The organism is Salmonella sp. SSDFZ54 (genome assembly GCF_004010735.1).
GTDB classification, from domain to species: domain Bacteria; phylum Pseudomonadota; class Gammaproteobacteria; order Enterobacterales; family Enterobacteriaceae; genus Salmonella; species Salmonella enterica.
Window position 1 is genome coordinate 3271222 of record NZ_CP034819.1, and the last position, 17382, is coordinate 3288603.

Genomic DNA, 17382 nt, shown 5'->3' on the forward strand with positions numbered 1-17382 from the left:
ATGGCATCAGGATGTACAGGCGGTTAAAGCGTACCTTTAACCGCCATAAAATCATGCTTTATGTCGATTATCAGGTAAGAATATGGTCAGTATCCCCAGAAGCGGCAGGAAAGCACAGATTTTATAAACTAAATAGATACTGGTATGGTCGGCAATCAGCCCCAGCACCGCTGCGCCCAGGCCTCCCATCCCGAAGGCAAACCCGAAAAACAGGCCGGAAACCATACCGATGCGTCCTGGCAGCAACTCCTGGGCATACACCAGAATGGCGGAAAACGCCGACGCGAGAATAAAGCCGATAATCACCGTTAAAATCCCCGTCCAGTACAGCGTGGCGTAGGGTAAAACAAGGGTAAACGGCGCGACGCCGAGAATAGAGCCCCAAATCACATATTTCCTGCCGATTTTATCGCCCACCGGCCCGCCGATTACCGTCCCGGCAGCCACCGCAAACAGGAAGGCAAACAGATGGAGCTGCGCGTTTTGTATTGATAATCCGAATTTTTGCATCAGATAAAAGGTGTAGTAGCTACTGATGCTCGCCATATAGAAATATTTCGAGAAAATGAGTAGCAATAACACGCTGACCGCCAGCACGACTTTATTGCGCGGCAGCGGGTTAGCGATTATCGCTTTTGGCTTGCCTTTCGCTATCCGGTGCTGGGCTGCATACCAGCGGCTGATCTGCGCCAGCACCACGATCGCCAGCAGCGCGGCCAGCACAAACCAGGCGACATTCCCTTTGCCATAGGGCGCGATAATCACGGCGGCCAGCAGCGGGCCCAACGAACTGCCGAAGTTACCGCCGACCTGGAAGATAGACTGCGCCAGACCATGACGTCCGCCGGAGGCCATGCGCGCCACGCGGGACGATTCCGGGTGAAAAACGGACGAGCCGGTACCCACCAGCGCCGCAGCGAGCAATACGCCGCCAAAACTTCCCGCCATTGCCAGCAGTACCAGCCCGCTCAGGGTAAAACACATGCCGACAGGCAGCGACCACGGCATGGGATATTTATCCGTCCAGTAGCCGACGACCGGTTGCAGTAGCGATGAGGCGAGCTGGAACGTCAGGGTGATCAAACCTATCTGGACGAAGGTCAGCGAGAACTCCGCCTGCAACAGGGGATAAATGGCTAAGATTAGCGACTGGATCATATCGTTCAGCAGATGGGAAAGACTGATCGCGCCCAAAATACCAAACGAAGTACGTGCTTTAGCGGCCGCTGCGGGCGCGCCGGCTAACGGCTGGGTTGGTTCACTCATGGCCATAGAAAGTCACTTAAATTTTATGCGATGTTGGAGATAGTAGGATGTGTAATTATTACTTGCCTAACATACCTGTGAAATGTGTTTGAAGGAAGTCTCAATTCTGAAAACATATTTGTCTATTATTGGAAGGAAAGGTAATTTCTGCGGTTGATATTGAGTCAGGGAGAGAAAGATGAAATTTTTGAAACGGGGTGTGGCGCTGGCGTTACTGGCGGCGTTCGCGCTGACGACTCAGCCTGCACAGGCTTACGAAAAAGATAAAACCTATAAAATTACTATCCTGCATACCAACGATCACCACGGTCACTTCTGGCGCAGCGAATATGGCGAATATGGTCTGGCGGCGCAAAAAACGCTGGTGGACAGTATCCGTAAAGAGGTGGCGCAAGAGGGGGGAAGCGTCCTGTTGTTATCCGGCGGCGACATTAATACCGGGGTGCCGGAATCCGATCTCCAGGATGCGGAGCCCGATTTCCGCGGGATGAATCTGATTGGCTACGACGCTATGGCCGTCGGTAATCATGAGTTTGATAACCCGCTCACCGTATTGCGCCAGCAGGAAAAGTGGGCGAAGTTTCCCTTTCTTTCCGCCAATATTTATCAAAAAAGTACCGGCGAGCGTCTGTTTAAGCCGTGGGTTATTTTTACACGCCAGGATATAAAAATCGCGGTAATCGGCTTAACCACCGATGACACGGCGAAAATAGGCAACCCGGAATATTTCACCGATATTGAGTTTCGTAAACCTGCTGAAGAAGCAAAGGTGGTGATTCAGGAACTTAATATGAATGAAAAACCGGACGTGATTATCGCGACCACGCATATGGGACATTATGACAACGGCGATCACGGTTCGAACGCGCCGGGCGACGTTGAGATGGCGCGTAGCCTGCCTGCCGGTTCGTTGGCGATGATTGTGGGCGGTCACTCACAAGACCCGGTATGCATGGCGTCGGAAAATAAAAAACAGGTGAATTACGTACCGGGAACGCCCTGCGCTCCGGATAAGCAAAATGGTATCTGGATCGTGCAGGCGCATGAGTGGGGTAAATATGTGGGCCGCGCGGATTTCGAATTCCGTAACGGCGAGATGAAAATGGTTAACTACCAGCTTATTCCGGTAAATCTCAAGAAAAAAGTGACCTGGGATAACGGGAAAAGCGAGCGTGTACTTTACACGCCGGAAATCGCCGAAAATCCGCAAATGCTCTCGTTATTAACGCCGTTCCAGAATAAAGGTAAAGCGCAACTGGAGGTGAAAATTGGTAGCGTGAATGGCCTTCTTGAAGGCGATCGCAGTAAGGTCAGATTTGTCCAGACCAATATGGGACGGGTGATTCTGGCTGCGCAGATCGCGCGCACCGGCGCCGATTTTGGCGTGATGAGCGGCGGCGGTATTCGCGACTCGATTGAGGCGGGAGATATTACCTATAAAAGCGTGCTCAAGGTACAGCCGTTCGGCAACATTGTGGTGTATGCCGATATGAGCGGCAAAGAGGTAGTTGATTATCTCACCGCCGTAGCACAGATGAAACCGGACTCCGGCGCCTATCCACAGTTCGCCAATGTGAGCTTTGTCGCCAAAGAGGGCAAGCTCACCGATCTGAAAATCAAAGGCGAGCCTGTTGATCCGGCCAAAACCTACCGCATGGCGACGCTGAGTTTCAACGCCACGGGCGGCGATGGTTATCCGCGCATCGATAACAAACCGGGATACGTGAATACCGGGTTTATTGACGCGGAAGTGCTGAAAGAGTTTATTCAGCAAAATTCACCGCTGGATGCGGCGGCGTTTACGCCAAATGGCGAGGTGAGCTGGCTGTAGCGGTACGGATAGCCATCACTGCCTGATGGCGCGCAGCCTTAAGGCCTACGGATTATGTCTGCTGTAGGCCGGATAAGGCGTTTGCGCCTCTATCCGGCAATGTATTTTACGCAGGCTTAATCCCGACGCGCGATATCAGCGAATTTAGCACCCAGGATGGCGGCCAAATCGTCAGCCGCCAGTTCAATATCCAGCCCGCGTTTACCACCGGAAACATAAATAGTGGCAAACGTGCGGGCAGGCGCGTCAATCAGCGTGGGCAGCCGTTTCTTCTGTCCCAGCGGACTGATCCCGCCGACCAGATATCCCGTGGTGCGTTGCGCCACCATCGGGTCGGCCATATCGACCTTTTTCGCGCCCAGAGCTTTGGCGACTTTTTTCAAATCCAGCTGTCCGGCTACAGGCGTCACGGCGACGGCCAGTTGCTTCATATCGCCATTCACGGCGACCAAAAGCGTTTTATACACCTGATCGGCGTTTAGCCCGAGCTTACGCACCACTTCATCGCCAAAGTTAGTTTCATTCGGATCGTGATCGTAGGTGTGAATGTTAAACGGAATCTTGTTTTTTTCGAGTAACTTAACTGCGGGTGTCATAACGTTCCTTCTTACTACAGACGTGATTTGCCATCAGCATACGCCCGAAAGCGGACTAAAAAATAGTATAATCTTGTGCATTAGGTCTTGGCAGTTGCGGCAACTTTGAGCGACAATCTGAAGATCCGAAGCGAAAGCGTCGGGATAATAATAACGATGAAATTCCTCTTTGACGGGCCAATAGCGATATTGGCCATTTTTTTATTTCAATATTTGCGGTAGGTTGCCTTCGCCGTACAGATGTAGCGCCCCTACGGCTACCACGTAGCGTCCCGGCGGCAGTGCCAGCAGCGCGTCGCGCCAGGCTTCATTGCGTTTCACCATCAGTACATCATACAGCGGTTGGCTAAACGTTCTGGGGAGCGAAGCGCCGACGCTGGTCGGCGGCTGTTCAAGCCACCAGCCGATCATCACCTGCAAAAGCCGTGCGTTGGTGTGCCAGTGCGTCAGCGTGTCGTCGAGCAGCGCCATCCCGCCATCGGGCAGATCGCAGAGTAGTTCGAGCTGGTGTTTCGCCCCTTCCAGCTCTTGCACCGGCAGCGACATTTCGCGGGCAGCCTGTAATAGCTGATAATCAATGCCATAGTCCGGGCGCAATCCCAGCCGTTGCGCCTGCGTGGCCTGTAGCACCATAGCTATCTGCCATAAAGGTTGATTATCAAAATGGATCAGCGGCATACCCAACTCGCTGACCCGTTTTTCCAGTGCGCTTAGCTGCCCGGCGCTGAGACGTTCGACCAACGGCGGGCATTTGGGGAGATTGCTGAATGGCGTTTCGTTACCGGAAATATCCGCTTCAACGACCAGCGCGTCGGCCTGGCGTAGCTTTTTCACCAGCTTTGCTGGAAGAGGAGCCATATCGCGCGTCCCCATATGAATACTGCCAACCAGATGCAGATGACGACCGCCGGGCAGGGAGAGATCGATAGCAGGCCAACTATTTGGGGTACCACGCAGCGCGCGCCATAAACGTTTAAGTTGATTTAATAGCTCCATACGCGCTCCCTTTGAAAAAGCTCATGCTAGCGCGTTGGAGAAAAGGGCGCAATGCGCCCTGACGGGACGTCAACGAACGGTTGGGTTATTCGCTGCCGTCGAGATAGGCCGTTCTGGCGATGGTCATTTCAAGCTGGCATTTATAAATACTGATGTGCTTTTCAGCGGGTATGGCCTCGGATTTTGCATCGCTAAGTTTGCCGCACTGCTGCTCTTTTTTTGTCACCCAGACTCGCTGCTCTTGTTTTAATGCCGTTCGGGCAGAGGCGGGTAGCGATTTCCAGACCTGATTAAGCTCGCGATCTCTACTCTCAAATTTCTTTGCTGCGATTTCAATCAGTGAGTTATTTTTTTTCTTTATAATGCTATCACCAGATACCGTCATTCTTGCCATTACATAAATAGATCGCGCCAATTTATCGATTTTCTGCACAGGGGTGACAACAATATCTTTGTTGTTGTCTGCTAGCTGAATATTGTAGTTAACCTGTTTCCAGGTCACCGTATTGTTTATTACCTGTCCATCCCCTTGTGAAATATAGAATAGAGTATTTGGTAAGTCTTTCATTAATTTAAACAATGGCTGAGGAATACTCATGGCGACGGTAGCCGAGCAAGTTCGTAGGTTGGCATTTTCTGGTTGAGGGTTCTGCGTGATTACATCACTGAATTGAACAGGAATAGCCCGGAGTTGCTGCTCGTATTGAGTCTGGGGGATATCGAAGAAAAGCGTGGAGGGCTCTTTAATATAGTCTTGCTGTAAACGACCTAATGCTTCATTGTAAATCCATTCTTTTGCCGCCGTGACTGCATTATCGTTGCCACATTTTAACTCTGGAGTGGAATCAAATAACCCTGCATAACTGACGGCGGGAGAAAGCAGGAAAAGAAGCGTAACTGCTTTTCTAAACATAAATAACACATCCTTATGATTCAAAAAAATATTATAAAATGTTGTTTTTTATTTTTCTACAGGATGTGCGGTTAAATTTTTATATATTGATACGGTAAATTACTGATGGCTTAATAATATATCAGGCAGCTGATGCTGCCTGATAGGACTTTTTACGCTTTCGGTTTAAAGCGCAATAGCCGGTTGGCATTGCTGACGACGGTAATGGAAGACAGCGCCATTGCCGCGCCCGCTACTACCGGGTTTAACAAGGTACCGGTAAATGGCCACAGAATACCCGCGGCCACCGGGATACCAATGCTGTTGTAGATAAATGCGCCAAGCAGGTTTTGCTTCATATTGCGCAACGTCGCGCGCGAAATGGCCAGCGCATCCGCCACGCCCATCAGACTATGGCGCATCAGCGTAATCGCCGCGGTTTCAATCGCCACATCGCTGCCGCCGCCCATCGCGATACCGACGTCCGCCTGCGCCAGCGCGGGCGCATCGTTGATACCATCGCCGACCATCGCAACCTGACGACCCTGGCTTTGCAGACGTTTAATCGCATCGGCTTTGCCATCCGGCAGAACGCCCGCAATGACTTCGTCAATGCCCGCTTCTTTGGCAATCGCGTTAGCCGTCGTTGGGTTATCCCCGGTGAGCATTACCAGACGGTATCCGGCGTTGTGCAGGCGTTCAAGCGCGGCAATACTATCGCTGCGCAATGGATCGCGTACCGCCAGTAACGCCGCCGCTTTACCGTCAATCGCCAGCAGGACCGGAGTCGAGCCTTGCGAGGCCTGCGCGGTGATTTCCGCCGTCATATCATCCGTGGCGACGTGCTGTTCGTTCAGCAACGCCTGGTTCCCCAGAAGCAGTTGATGGCCTTCCGCTTCACCGCTGACGCCCAGTCCGCGCAGAGTTCTGAAACCGTTCACCTGCAGCAGTTTATCGTCGCCGGCTTTTTCCAGAATCGCATGGGCCAGCGGGTGGCTGGAGCCTTGTTCGAGCGCGGCTGCCAGACGTAATGCCTGAGCTTCATCAACGCCGTTAAAGGTTTTTACCGCCACCACTTGCGGCTTGCCTTCCGTCAGCGTCCCGGTTTTATCAAAAACGAGGGTATCCAACGTACTGGCGCGTTGCAGGGCATCGGCGTCGCGTACCAGCACGCCGAATTCGGCAGCGCGGCCTACGCCGGAAATAATCGACATTGGCGTCGCCAGGCCTAATGCGCAAGGGCAGGCGATAATCAGTACGGTGGTGGCGATGACCAGCGTATAAACAATTTGCGGCGCCGGTCCGAAGAAATACCAGATAGCGGCGCTGAACAGCGCAATGGCCACGACGACGGGAACGAATACCGCGGAGATTTTATCGGCCAGTTGGCCAATTTCCGGTTTACTGCTTTGCGCCTGGCGTACCATGCGAATAATGCGTGACAGCGTGGTATGGCTGCCCACCGCGCTGGCGCGGAACAGGACGCTGCCGTCCTGGACGACGGTGCCGGCATGAACGCTGTCGCCTTCGCCTTTTTGCTGCGGAATGGGTTCGCCGGTCAGCATGGCTTCATCAAGCCACGCTTCGCCCTGGGTAATTTCGCCATCCACCGGCACGCGATCGCCGGTAGTGAGCCGCAGTAGCATCCCTGGCTGAACGTCCGCCAGCGGGACGCTTTTTTCGCCGTCTTCTGTCACGACGCGTGCGGTGGGCGGGGTGAGATCGAGTAATTTTTCCAGCGCTTTTGAGGAACGCTGACGGGCGCGCGCTTCCAGCATGTGTCCGAGATTAATCAAACCGATAATCATCGCGCTGGCTTCGTAATAGAGGTGCCGCGCTTCCATCGGGAACCACTGCGGCCACAGGTTGACGCTCATGGAGTAGAGCCAGGCGACCCCGGTGCCGAGCGCCACCAGCGTATCCATCGTCGCCGTGCCGTTCAGCAGGCTTTTCCACGCGTTACGGTAAAAGTGACCGCCCGCAAAGACCATCACCGCAAGCGTGATCAGGCCAATAGCCAGCCACAGGCTGCGGTTGTCGCCGGTCACCATCATGTTATCGCCGATCATCCCCCAGACCATGACCGGTATACCGACCGCCAGGGCAACGATGGCCTGCCAGCGAAAACGTTTCATGGTGGCGATGGCGGTTTCCTGCTGGCGCTCGCGGCGTTTGATGTCATCTTCAATCGCCTCTGCGCCGTAGCCGGCTTTTTCCACCGCCTGCACTAAATCAGCGGCGGACGCGCTGCCCATCACCAGCGCAGTGCGTTCCGCCAGGTTTACCCGTGCCTGCGTGACGCCCGGTACGCTTTGTAGCGCATGTTGTACGCGGGTGACACAACTGGCGCAGCTCATGCCGCTTAACAGCAACTGTTGGCTTTCTTCATCGGCCGTCGCTACCGGAAGCTCATGAGGAACCGCTGCCAGTGCTTCCGACGGGATTGATGACTCCGTCAGCGGTTTAGCCTTTGGGTGGCTTAACGTCGCGCCATACCCGGCTTGTTTGATGGTTTCAATTAACGCGTCCGCACTGGCGGTACCGGTAACGTGCGCTTCGGTTACGGTAACGTCCGCCAGCTCAACATCCGGACGTTGTTCAAGACTTTCTTTCACGCGTTTAACGCAATGACCGCAGGACAAACCGTCCAGGGTCAGGTCGATAGTTTGAGACATAGTAAAAACTCCTTTATGATTGGTCATCAATTCATTGACCTTAGTAATCGTAGTGACTCACTGTGATAAAGGTTAAACCTTCCAGCAAGGTTAAGGTCAAGGGGGAAATATGAATATTAGCGATGTGGCGAAAAAAACCGGTTTAACCAGCAAAGCCATTCGGTTTTATGAAGAGAAAGGGCTGGTGACGCCGCCATTACGTAGCGAAAATGGTTATCGCACCTACACGCAGAAGCATTTAAACGAGCTGACGTTGCTGCGACAGGCGAGGCAGGTGGGGTTTAATCTGGAAGAGTGTGGCGAACTGGTCAATCTGTTTAACGATCCGCGACGCCATAGCGCAGATGTGAAAAAGCGGACGCTGGAAAAGGTCGCGGAGATCGAGCGCCATATCAGCGAGCTGCAATCAATGCGCGATCAACTGCTGGCGCTGGCGGAGAGTTGTCCCGGCGATGACAGCGCCGACTGCCCGATTATTGATAATCTTTCCGGCTGCTGTCATCACAAGGCGCAAAAGCCACGTTGATTAAACGGCACGAATGCGTAAGGTGATGCCTTCCACGGCGATCACTTCGACATGCGTACCTGCGCGCAGGTCTTCGTCAGCGCATACCGGCCACGAGCTGTCGCCGACACGCATATGACCCCGTCCGTTCACTAACGCGGCATCAAGCATAAACCGGCGGCCTACCAGTTGTTGTCCGCGTTGGTTAAGGCGGCTGTCGGTCGGCTTTTGTTCCCGCACGCGACGCGCCAGCCAGCGCCACCAAAGCCAGGCCGCCAGTAACGTTAAGGCCGCAAACAGCACGCCCTGCCATTCCCAGCCGAGCGGTAAGAGCCAGACGGTTAAGCCGGTAATCACTGCCGCCACGCCGCTCCACAGCAAATAGCCGTTACCGCCGAGCATTTCCGCAGCCAACAACAGGCCGCCGAGGCTAAGCCAGAAGATATGCGGATGCACCAGAATCATCGCTATCATGCTTTTTTCCGTTCGCTGGCGCTGTCCTTAACCAGCTCGCTGATCCCGGCGATAGCGCCCATCAGACTGCTGGCATCCAGCGGCATCATGACCACTTTGCTGTTATTCGCCGAGCCGATTTGCTGTAACGCTTCGGTGTATTTCTGCGCCACGAAGTAGTTTATCGCCTGAATATCCCCGGCGGCGATGGCTTCAGACACCATCTGCGTAGCGCGGGCTTCCGCTTCGGCGGAACGTTCGCGCGCTTCCGCCTGCAGGAAAGCGGACTGACGTTCGCCTTCGGCTTTCAGAATCTGCGACTGTTTTTCCCCCTCGGCTTTCAGGATTTCCGCCTGACGTACCCCTTCGGCCTCAAGGATATAGGCGCGTTTGGTACGTTCCGCTTTCATCTGGGCGTTCATAGAGGAGATCAATTCCGCCGGCGGGCGGACATCGCGAATTTCGATACGGGTAACTTTAATTCCCCACGGGTTGGTGGCTTCATCGACAATATGTAGCAGCCGCGTGTTGATGCTGTCGCGCTGGGAGAGCATTTCATCCAGCTCCATCGAACCGAGCACCGTACGGATATTGGTCATGGTCAGGTTAATGATCGCCAGTTCCAGGTTACTGACTTCATAGGCGGCGCGCGGCGCATCGATAACCTGAATAAAACAGACCGCATCGATAGTGACGTTGGCGTTATCTTTTGAGATCACCTCCTGCGACGGAATATCCAGCACCTGCTCCATCATATTGATCTTGCGGCCAATTCTGTCCATAAACGGTACAACAAGGCTTAATCCCGGCTGCAGGGTTTTGGTGTAACGTCCAAAGCGCTCCACCGTCCACTGGTATCCCTGCGGAACGATTTTGACGCCCGCGCCGACGATCACCAGCGCGACGAAAATGAGAATAGGGATAAGAATGAGCATAGCTAAACCTCCTGTTGCGTTGTCCATAAACCGATTTTGCTGACGAATTAAGCGAATTATACCTGATTCAGTAAAGCATGTTCCCCCCTTATTAATTACAGGGATACACTATCGCTATAAAAATATGAACAACGGATGCGCAATAAATGACAGAACGTAGCATGTTGCTTGAGTTAAAGCAGGTCGGTTACCGGACTGCGACGACAAAAATAGTGAATAACATCAGTTTTACGCTGCAACGCGGCGAATTTAAGTTAATTACCGGTCCTTCTGGCTGCGGAAAAAGTACGTTGTTGAAAATGGTGGCCTCGTTAATAAGCCCTGATATCGGCGTGATTCTTTTTGAGGGGCAGGATATTACTACTCTGAGTCCGGAAGCCTATCGCCAGCAGGTTTCTTATTGCGCTCAGACGCCAGCGCTATTTGGCGATACGGTTTACGATAACCTGATTTTTCCCTGGCAAATTCGCCATCAGCGCCCGCAGCCGACAGCCTTCGCAGACGATCTGGCGCGTTTTGAACTGCCGGAGACGATTCTGCAAAAACCGATTGCCGCGCTTTCCGGCGGGGAAAAACAGCGTATTGCTCTAATTCGTAATCTACAGTTTCTGCCGAAAATACTGTTACTCGACGAAATAACCAGCGCGCTGGATGAACATAACAAACGGAATGTGAATGATATTATTCATCGCTATGTTCGCGATAAGCAGGTCGCTGTCTTGTGGGTAACGCATGATAAAGATGAAATTCAACACGCGGATAAGGTGATAACGTTAACGCCATCTGCCGGAGAGATGCAGGAGGCGCGTTATGAACGAGCATAATATTACCAATACCTCGCTGGCGTTATCGATGCTGCTGGTGGTGGTCGCGATGCTCATCAGTCACAAGGAAAAGCTGGCGCTGGAAAAAGATATTCTGTGGAGCGTATGCCGGGCGGTGATACAGCTCATTATTGTCGGCTATGTACTGAAATACATCTTTGGCGTTAATCATGCCGCCCTGACGCTGCTGATGGTGCTGTTCATCTGTTTTAACGCCGCCTGGAACGCGCAAAAGCGCAGTAAATATATCGATAAGGCATTTCTCTCCTCGTTTATCGCCATCACCGTCGGCGCCGGACTAACGCTGACGGTACTGGTGCTTACCGGTTCGATTGAATTTGCGCCGATGCAGGTGATTCCCATCGCTGGCATGGTCGCCGGTAATGCGATGGTAGCGGTAGGGCTGTGCTACAACCAACTGGGGCTACGTTTTCATAGCGAGCAGCAGCAAATCCAGGAAAAATTAAGTTTGGGCGCAACGCCGAAAATGGCTTCCGCCGGGCTTATCCGCGATAGCATCCGCGCATCGCTTATCCCGACGATCGACTCGGCAAAGACCGTTGGGCTGGTGAGCCTGCCGGGGATGATGTCCGGGCTGATTTTTGCCGGGATCGATCCGGTAAAAGCGATTAAATATCAAATTATGGTAACGTTTATGCTGTTGTCGACAGCCAGCCTGTCTACCATCATTGCCTGCTATTTAACCTACCGGAAGTTCTATAATTCGCGTCATCAGTTGGTAGTGATGCCGCTCAAGAAATCATGATAGTGGCCGGATGATGGCGCAAGCGCCTTATCCGGCCTGAGGACGACAGGTAGGCCAGATAAGCGCGCCATCAGGCAAGAGAGGATTAATACAGTAGCGCGTACAACTGGCGGCGGTATTTCGACGCCAGCGCGTCGCCGGTGCCGAGCGCGGCAAGGATCTCCTGGAAGGTTTTGCGCGTCTGTCCCTCGGCGGCGGTAAGATCTTTTCTCAGATGGCTGAACAGCAATTCCAGCGCTTCTTCATTACGTCCGACCTGGTGCAACTGCAACGCCAGTTGCGTTGCCAAAGCCGCATCCTGCGGATTCTCCGCGACTTGCTGCTGAAGTTGCTGAATTTCCGGCGTATCCGCCGCCTGTTTAAGCAGTTCGATCTGCGCAACCAGCCCCTGATAACGGGTATCCTGATCCTGTAGCGGGATAGTTTTTAACACCGCTTCGGCCTCTTCAGAGCGGTTCAGCGCAATTTGCGCTTCCGCCAGTAACAGGCCAATCTCACCGTTCTGCGAAGAGAGCTGCCAGGCGTCTTTGAGCAACGGCAGCGCGTCAATGTAGTTGCCCTCCTGCATTAACTGCATCGCTTGTTGCGCTTTTAGCTCTTCTTCACGCGGCAGTACTTTATCCAGCAGAGCGCGGATCGCCTCTTCCGGCTGCGGCCCCTGGAAACCATCGACCGGTTGGCCATTCTGGAACAGATAGACAGTCGGGATGGCGCGCAGACCAAACTGAGCGGCGATCATCTGTTCGGCGTCGCAGTCCAGCTTTGCCAGAATAAACTGACCGTGGTACTGGGCAGCCAGACTTTCCAGCACTGGCGTTAATTGCAGACAGTGTTGGCTGCGTTCAGACCAGAAATAGAACAGTACCGGCGTGGTCATGGACTGCTCTAAGGTCTGCTGCAGGTTGGATTCATTAATATTGACAATGTTCTGTACGGACATGGCGTCGCTCTCTTTTGTCTGTGTCACGTTTACATGGGGGCTGACTGGCGCGCTTCAACTCAGCTTTGTAAAATTTTATCCAGCATCCGGCCCGGCAATAGGCGTTTCAGCGCCATCACCGCCCAGGTGACCAGCGTAACGGGATAGCGCAGCCTGGGTTTATCGCTTGCAAAAGCATGACGTACTTTCGCTACTACCGCGTCAGGATCGCGGGTGAAACGTGCGGCGATGCCGGGATTTTCTACCGGTTTATCACGCTGCGTCTGGTTAACGTTATCCGTAAAACGGGTACGAATCGGCCCCGGTTCTATCAGGCTCACTTTAATGCCTGTGTGCCGTAGCTCCATACGTAGCGCGTCAGACCAGGCTTCGAGCGCATATTTGCTGGCGGCGTAAGCGCCGCGCCCTGGGGTGGAAATCAGCCCCATCACCGATGAGGTCATCACAATGCGTCCTTCGCCATGCGGCAACATGGCGGGAAGTAAGCGCATGGTAAGCTGATGCGCGCCGAAAAAATTACTGGAAAACTGTTGCTCCATCTGCTCACGGCTGATGGTAGAAAGGGGGCCATACACGCCGTAGCCGGCATTGTTAAAGATCCCATACAGACGACTATCGGTCAGGGCGATCACTTCATCGGCGGCACGATCCACGCTTTCAGGGGAGTCGAGATCGATCAACACGCCGGTAAATCCCATACTGTTCATCCGGGCGACATCATCAGGTTTGCGGCAGCCCGCCAGGATTTGAAAGCCCTGGCGTTTAAGTTCAAGCGCGCTGTCCAGACCGATTCCGCTGGAACATCCTGTTATTAAGACCGATTTTTGCATAACTTTACCTGTCAGGATCTCCGTTGATTTAAGAGTCGTGGTTAACTATATCCGTCATACTTCAAGTTGCCTGTGCGTTCGTTTACTCCAGTCACATAGGTATCTATGCTCCTGGAAATTCTCTTACGTGCCGCCTTCATGCAACTCGAATTATTCAGGAGAGAAAAGGGGTCAACTGCTTCGCCATCCAGTCGGCAATAAACGGCTGGGCGTCGCGGTTGGGATGAATGCCGTCATCCTGCATCCACTGCGGTTTCAGATATACCTCTTCCATAAAAAACGGTAACAGAGGAATATCGAACTCTTTGGCGAGCTTAGGATAAATGGCGCTAAAGGATTCATTATAACGGCGACCGTAGTTAGCGGGCAGATGAATTTGCATCAGTAACGGTTGGGCATCGGCGGCTTTCACCGTCTGAATGATTTTACGTAGCGTCTGTTCGGTTTGCGCAGGCGCAAAACCGCGTAGGCCATCGTTGCCGCCAAGTTCCACCACTACCCAGCGCGGGTGATGCTGTTGCAACAGCGCCGGCAAACGCGCCAGTCCCTGCTGCGAGGTATCACCGCTTATACTGGCATTAACGACCGACGTTTTGTTTTGCCATTTATCATTAAGGAGCGACGGCCATGCCGCGCTGGCGGCCATACGGTAACCGGCGCTGAGACTATCGCCCAGAATTAATAAGGTGTCTGCGGCGGCGGCACGGAAAGTTAACAGGATCAAAAACAGGAAGGGCAAATGCCAGCGGAAAACAGTGTTGAAGTTCATCGTCTCAGGAAGTCCGTCGGTCAGGGTGAGCATGAGCTTTCCATCCTTACCGGAGTTGAACTGGTTGTCAAACGCGGCGAAACCATTGCGCTGATTGGCGAATCAGGATCGGGAAAATCTACGCTGCTGGCGATTCTCGCCGGACTGGATGACGGCAGTAGCGGAGAGGTCAGTCTGGTCGGGAAATCGCTTCACCAGATGGACGAAGAGGCGCGGGCGCAGCTTCGCGCTCAGCATGTCGGTTTTGTTTTTCAATCCTTCATGCTTATTCCTACGCTTAACGCGCTGGAAAACGTTGAGCTACCGGCCCTGCTACGCGGTGAAAACAGCGGTCAGAGTAAGGCGGGGGCGAAAGCGCTGCTCGAACAACTGGGACTGGGAAAACGGCTTGACCACCTTCCGGCACAGCTTTCCGGCGGCGAACAGCAGCGCGTAGCGCTGGCGCGCGCGTTTAACGGGCGTCCTGATGTGCTGTTTGCCGATGAGCCGACGGGCAACCTTGACCGTCAGACCGGAGATAAAATCGCCGACCTGCTATTTTCGCTTAACCGCGAGCACGGCACCACGCTGATTCTGGTGACGCACGACCCGGCGCTGGCGGCGCGCTGCGACCGGCGGCTGCGGTTGGTCAACGGTCAGTTACAGGAGGAGGCATGATAGCTCGCTGGTTCTGGCGCGAATGGCGCTCGCCGTCGCTGATTATTGTCTGGCTGGCGTTGAGTCTGGCGGTGGCCTGCGTACTGGCGCTCGGCAGTATCAGCGACCGGATGGAAAAAGGGTTAAGTCAGCAAAGCCGCGAGTTTATGGCAGGCGATCGGACGCTGCAAAGTTCGCGGGAGGTACCGAAGGCCTGGCTTGAAGAGGCGCGTAAACGCGGCCTTAACGTGGGCGAGCAGTTAACCTTTGCGACCATGACGTTTGCCGGCGATACGCCGCAACTGGCCAGCGTGAAGGCGGTAGATAGCGTTTATCCGATGTACGGCGAATTGCAAACCCGTCCAGGCGGAGTGAAACCGCAGCCGGGTAGCGTACTGCTGGCGCCGCGTCTGATGGCGCTGCTTAATTTGAAAACGGGCGATACCATTGATGTCGGCGACGTGACCTTGCGTATTGCCGGTGAAGTGGTGCAGGAGCCGGATTCCGGGTTTAACCCTTTTCAGATGGCGCCGCGTCTGATGATGAATATGGCCGATGTGGCAAAAACCGGTGCGATACAGCCGGGGAGCCGCGTGATGTGGCGGTATAAATTCGGCGGAACGCCGCAACAGCTTGCTGGCTATGAAAGCTGGCTGTTACCGCAGCTTAAACCGGAACATCGCTGGTACGGACTGGAGCAGGATGACGGGGCATTGGGGAAATCGCTCGAACGTTCGCAGCAGTTTTTGCTGCTTTCGGCGTTATTAACGCTACTGCTGGCGGTAGCTGCCGTCGCGGTGGCGATGAGCCATTACTGCCGTAGCCGCTACGATCTGGTGGCGATTTTAAAAACGTTGGGCGCGGGCCGGGCCCAGTTGCGTAAACTTATCATCGGACAGTGGTTGATGGTGCTGGGGCTTTCCGCCGTCACGGGAGGCGCGATTGGGTTACTGTTTGAAAACATATTGCTGGTGCTGCTAAAACCGGTACTGCCCGCCGATTTGCCGCCCACCAGCCTGTGGCCCTGGCTGTGGGCGCTGGGCGCGATGACGGTCATCTCTCTGCTGGTCGGTTTACGGCCTTATCGATTGTTGCTGGCGACCCAGCCGCTACGGGTGCTGCGCCGCGACGTTGTCGCTCGCGTCTGGCCGTTAAAAATTTATTTGCCTGTCGCCTGCGCCGTCGTGGTGGCGCTGCTCGCCGGATTGATGGGCGGAAGCATGCTGTTGTGGGCGGTTCTGGCGGGCGCCGTGATACTGGCGCTGCTGTGCGGTCTGGTGGGCTGGATGCTGCTTAACGTGCTGCGCGGCATGACGTTGACGTCGCTACCGCTGCGTCTGGCCGTCAGCCGACTTCTGCGTCAGCCGTGGTCAACGTTGAGTCAGCTTTCGGCGTTTTCGCTTTCGTTTATGCTGCTGGCGCTCTTGCTGGTGCTGCGCGGCGACCTCCTTGATCGCTGGCAACAGCAGCTCCCGCCGGAAAGTCCGAACTATTTCCTTATCAATATTGCTTCAGAACAGGTCGCGCCGCTGAAAGCCTTTTTGGCGGAACATCAGGTGATTCCGCAGACGTTTTATCCGATTGTGCGGGCGCGGTTAACGAAGATAAACGGTAATCCGACGGAAGGTCAGCAGGATGAGTCGCTCAACCGTGAACTGAATTTGACCTGGCAGGATACGCGCCCGGCGCATAATCCGCTGGTCGCCGGTCACTGGCCACCAAAACCGGGCGAAGTCTCTATGGAGGAGGGGCTGGCGAAGCGGCTGAACGTCAAACTCGGCGATAGCGTAACCTTTATGGGCGATACCCAGGCATTTAGCGCTAAAGTCACCAGCCTGCGTCAAGTGGACTGGGAAAGCCTGCGGCCCAACTTTTTCTTCATTTTTCCTTCCGGGGCGCTGGACGGGCAACCGCAAAGCTGGTTGACCAGTTTTCGCTGGGAGAATGGCAACGGCATGTTAACGCAGCTTAACCGCGAGTTTCCTACCGTCAGCCTGTTAGATATCGGGGCGATCCTGAAACAGGTGGGACAGGTGCTGGAGCAGGTCAGTCGGGCGCTGGAGGTGATGGTTGTGCTAGTCACCCTCTGCGGCATGTTGCTATTACTGGCCCAGGTACAGGTCGGGATGCGTCAGCGCCATCAGGAGCTGGTGGTGTGGCGCACGTTAGGAGCCGGAAAGAAACTGTTGCGTACCACACTCTGGTGCGAATTCGCCATGCTGGGGTTAGTTGCCGGGCTGGTCGCCGCGATTGGCGCGGAGACGGCGCTGGCGATCTTACAAATTAACGTTTTTGATTTCCCCTGGGAGCCGGACTGGCGTTTATGGGGCGCACTGCCGTTTTGCGGCGCGCTGCTGCTTTCCGTATGCGGCGGCTGGCTTGGCGTTCGTTTGCTGAAAGGCAAAGCGCTATTCCGACAGTTTAACGGATGATTCATGATGTGAATAATTTCGCGCCGGTTTTTAAAA

16 protein-coding genes are annotated in these 17382 nt (G+C 54.2%); 6 read left to right on the top strand and 10 right to left on the bottom strand.

All coding sequences use genetic code 11. From position 1 onward, the window contains the following. Positions 1-51: 51 nt before the first annotated feature. Entirely contained in the window at positions 52-1272 is a 1221-nt protein-coding gene (locus EOS97_RS16130) for an MFS transporter (protein WP_001251593.1), read from the bottom strand. A gap of 172 nt (positions 1273-1444) precedes the next feature. Between EOS97_RS16130 and ushA the strand changes: the two genes are divergently transcribed. Continuing rightward, a complete protein-coding gene (gene ushA / locus EOS97_RS16135; RefSeq protein ID WP_000670406.1) occupies positions 1445-3097 on the top strand; it encodes a bifunctional UDP-sugar hydrolase/5'-nucleotidase UshA in 1653 nt (550 codons plus the stop codon). A gap of 116 nt (positions 3098-3213) precedes the next feature. On the opposite strand, the gene ybaK is transcribed toward ushA, so the two are convergent. From ybaK to copA, 4 genes are all read right to left on the bottom strand, one after another. Further along, positions 3214-3693, bottom strand: coding sequence for a Cys-tRNA(Pro)/Cys-tRNA(Cys) deacylase YbaK (ybaK, locus tag EOS97_RS16140; RefSeq protein ID WP_000186618.1), 480 nt, complete (start codon positions 3691-3693; stop codon positions 3214-3216). Between the two features lie 201 nt (positions 3694-3894). After that, the gene (locus tag EOS97_RS16145) at positions 3895-4689 is read right to left on the bottom strand and encodes a TraB/GumN family protein (protein WP_000421861.1); all 795 of its coding nucleotides are present in this window, start codon (positions 4687-4689) and stop codon (positions 3895-3897) included. Positions 4690-4774: 85 nt separating this feature from the next. Further along, the gene (locus EOS97_RS16150; RefSeq protein ID WP_127836176.1) at positions 4775-5602 is read right to left on the bottom strand and encodes a lysozyme inhibitor LprI family protein; all 828 of its coding nucleotides are present in this window, start codon (positions 5600-5602) and stop codon (positions 4775-4777) included. Between the two features lie 152 nt (positions 5603-5754). After that, positions 5755-8256 carry a copper-exporting P-type ATPase CopA gene (gene copA / locus EOS97_RS16155; protein ID WP_127836177.1) on the bottom strand — a complete coding sequence of 834 codons (2502 nt, stop codon included), beginning with the start codon at positions 8254-8256 and terminating at the stop codon, positions 5755-5757. Positions 8257-8365: 109 nt separating this feature from the next. Between copA and cueR the strand changes: the two genes are divergently transcribed. Beyond that, a complete protein-coding gene (gene cueR / locus EOS97_RS16160; protein WP_001026760.1) occupies positions 8366-8782 on the top strand; it encodes a Cu(I)-responsive transcriptional regulator in 417 nt (138 codons plus the stop codon). Here the strand turns inward: cueR and EOS97_RS16165 are convergent, their stop codons facing one another. Together EOS97_RS16165 and EOS97_RS16170 are read right to left on the bottom strand one after the other, a co-directional pair. Continuing rightward, on the bottom strand, positions 8783-9235 hold the full coding sequence (locus EOS97_RS16165) for an NfeD family protein (protein ID WP_000561177.1): 453 nt from the start codon (positions 9233-9235) through the stop codon (positions 8783-8785). Then, positions 9232-10149, bottom strand: a complete 918-nt coding sequence (locus EOS97_RS16170; protein WP_000906146.1) for an SPFH domain-containing protein — start codon at positions 10147-10149, stop codon at positions 9232-9234. Before EOS97_RS16170 ends, EOS97_RS16165 begins: the two co-directional genes overlap by 4 nt. 146 nt (positions 10150-10295) lie before the next feature. Between EOS97_RS16170 and fetA the strand changes: the two genes are divergently transcribed. Then, complete coding sequence (gene fetA, locus EOS97_RS16175; protein WP_000140192.1) at positions 10296-10973, top strand: iron ABC transporter ATP-binding protein FetA; 678 nt, start codon at positions 10296-10298, stop codon at positions 10971-10973. Continuing rightward, on the top strand, positions 10960-11739 hold the full coding sequence (gene fetB, locus EOS97_RS16180) for an iron export ABC transporter permease subunit FetB (protein ID WP_001002130.1): 780 nt from the start codon (positions 10960-10962) through the stop codon (positions 11737-11739). The genes fetA and fetB overlap by 14 nt, the downstream gene beginning before the upstream one ends. Positions 11740-11824: 85 nt before the next feature. On the opposite strand, the gene cnoX is transcribed toward fetB, so the two are convergent. From cnoX to tesA, 3 genes are all read right to left on the bottom strand, one after another. Then, on the bottom strand, positions 11825-12679 hold the full coding sequence (cnoX, locus tag EOS97_RS16185; RefSeq protein WP_000116056.1) for a chaperedoxin: 855 nt from the start codon (positions 12677-12679) through the stop codon (positions 11825-11827). Positions 12680-12738: 59 nt separating this feature from the next. Further along, positions 12739-13509: an SDR family oxidoreductase gene (locus EOS97_RS16190; protein WP_001172807.1), complete on the bottom strand. Its 771-nt coding sequence runs from the start codon at positions 13507-13509 to the stop codon at positions 12739-12741. Positions 13510-13663: 154 nt separating this feature from the next. Then, on the bottom strand, positions 13664-14278 hold the full coding sequence (gene tesA, locus EOS97_RS16195) for a multifunctional acyl-CoA thioesterase I/protease I/lysophospholipase L1 (protein WP_001010574.1): 615 nt from the start codon (positions 14276-14278) through the stop codon (positions 13664-13666). On the opposite strand from tesA, the gene ybbA reads away from it, so the two are divergent. After that, the gene (ybbA, locus tag EOS97_RS16200; protein WP_001110601.1) at positions 14249-14935 is read left to right on the top strand and encodes a putative ABC transporter ATP-binding protein YbbA; all 687 of its coding nucleotides are present in this window, start codon (positions 14249-14251) and stop codon (positions 14933-14935) included. The genes tesA and ybbA overlap by 30 nt on opposite strands. Further along, on the top strand, positions 14932-17346 hold the full coding sequence (gene ybbP / locus EOS97_RS16205) for a putative ABC transporter permease subunit YbbP (protein WP_000561787.1): 2415 nt from the start codon (positions 14932-14934) through the stop codon (positions 17344-17346). The genes ybbA and ybbP overlap by 4 nt, the downstream gene beginning before the upstream one ends. Positions 17347-17382 lie beyond the last annotated feature (36 nt).

Excerpts from the sequence above, each read along its gene's own strand:
- cueR (WP_001026760.1), top strand. The coding sequence starts at position 8,366 with ATGAATATTAGCGATGTGGCGAAAAAAACCGGTTTAACCAGCAAAGCC.
- tesA (WP_001010574.1), bottom strand. The coding sequence starts at position 14,278 with ATGAACTTCAACACTGTTTTCCGCTGGCATTTGCCCTTCCTGTTTTTG.
- EOS97_RS16145 (WP_000421861.1), bottom strand. The coding sequence starts at position 4,689 with ATGGAGCTATTAAATCAACTTAAACGTTTATGGCGCGCGCTGCGTGGT.
- EOS97_RS16130 (WP_001251593.1), bottom strand. The coding sequence starts at position 1,272 with ATGGCCATGAGTGAACCAACCCAGCCGTTAGCCGGCGCGCCCGCAGCG.
- ybbA (WP_001110601.1), top strand. The coding sequence starts at position 14,249 with ATGCCAGCGGAAAACAGTGTTGAAGTTCATCGTCTCAGGAAGTCCGTC.
- ushA (WP_000670406.1), top strand. The coding sequence starts at position 1,445 with ATGAAATTTTTGAAACGGGGTGTGGCGCTGGCGTTACTGGCGGCGTTC.
- fetB (WP_001002130.1), top strand. The coding sequence starts at position 10,960 with ATGAACGAGCATAATATTACCAATACCTCGCTGGCGTTATCGATGCTG.
- EOS97_RS16190 (WP_001172807.1), bottom strand. The coding sequence starts at position 13,509 with ATGCAAAAATCGGTCTTAATAACAGGATGTTCCAGCGGAATCGGTCTG.
- EOS97_RS16150 (WP_127836176.1), bottom strand. The coding sequence starts at position 5,602 with ATGTTTAGAAAAGCAGTTACGCTTCTTTTCCTGCTTTCTCCCGCCGTC.
- ybaK (WP_000186618.1), bottom strand. The coding sequence starts at position 3,693 with ATGACACCCGCAGTTAAGTTACTCGAAAAAAACAAGATTCCGTTTAAC.
- cnoX (WP_000116056.1), bottom strand. The coding sequence starts at position 12,679 with ATGTCCGTACAGAACATTGTCAATATTAATGAATCCAACCTGCAGCAG.
- copA (WP_127836177.1), bottom strand. The coding sequence starts at position 8,256 with ATGTCTCAAACTATCGACCTGACCCTGGACGGTTTGTCCTGCGGTCAT.
- fetA (WP_000140192.1), top strand. The coding sequence starts at position 10,296 with ATGACAGAACGTAGCATGTTGCTTGAGTTAAAGCAGGTCGGTTACCGG.
- EOS97_RS16170 (WP_000906146.1), bottom strand. The coding sequence starts at position 10,149 with ATGCTCATTCTTATCCCTATTCTCATTTTCGTCGCGCTGGTGATCGTC.
- ybbP (WP_000561787.1), top strand. The coding sequence starts at position 14,932 with ATGATAGCTCGCTGGTTCTGGCGCGAATGGCGCTCGCCGTCGCTGATT.
- EOS97_RS16165 (WP_000561177.1), bottom strand. The coding sequence starts at position 9,235 with ATGATAGCGATGATTCTGGTGCATCCGCATATCTTCTGGCTTAGCCTC.